The sequence below is a fragment of the Stenotrophomonas sp. SrG genome, assembly GCF_050031795.1.
Classification (GTDB): domain Bacteria; phylum Pseudomonadota; class Gammaproteobacteria; order Xanthomonadales; family Xanthomonadaceae; genus Stenotrophomonas; species Stenotrophomonas rhizophila_A.
This window is the reverse complement of sequence record NZ_JBNBBE010001368.1, coordinates 1-235: the sequence shown is the minus strand read 5'-3', so window position 1 is coordinate 235 and position 235 is coordinate 1. Positions and strand designations below refer to the sequence as shown.

Here is a 235-nt window from a genome sequence, read left to right as displayed (position 1 = left end):
CCCAAGGCCGGAGGTTTTCCGGTTCCGCTCGTGCGGCTTGAAGTACTGCCGGTCCGAATCGACGCCGAAGCCGATGTCCAGGTCCATGTAGACCCATGGCAGGCCCAGGAACAGCGACTGGTCGCCCAGGCGCCGGGCAATCTTCTGGAACGCCATGTAGCCGTCGGATCTGTAGCCGATGCCCACTTCCGGCAGCACGTTGCCCGGCGTGTAGAAGTCCAGGTTGAACGAGGAC

1 pseudogene is annotated in these 235 nt (G+C 63.4%); it reads right to left on the bottom strand.

From position 1 onward, the window contains the following. Positions 1 to 235: pseudogene (locus tag ACQG3P_RS23880) on the bottom strand (BamA/TamA family outer membrane protein); the annotation flags it as partial.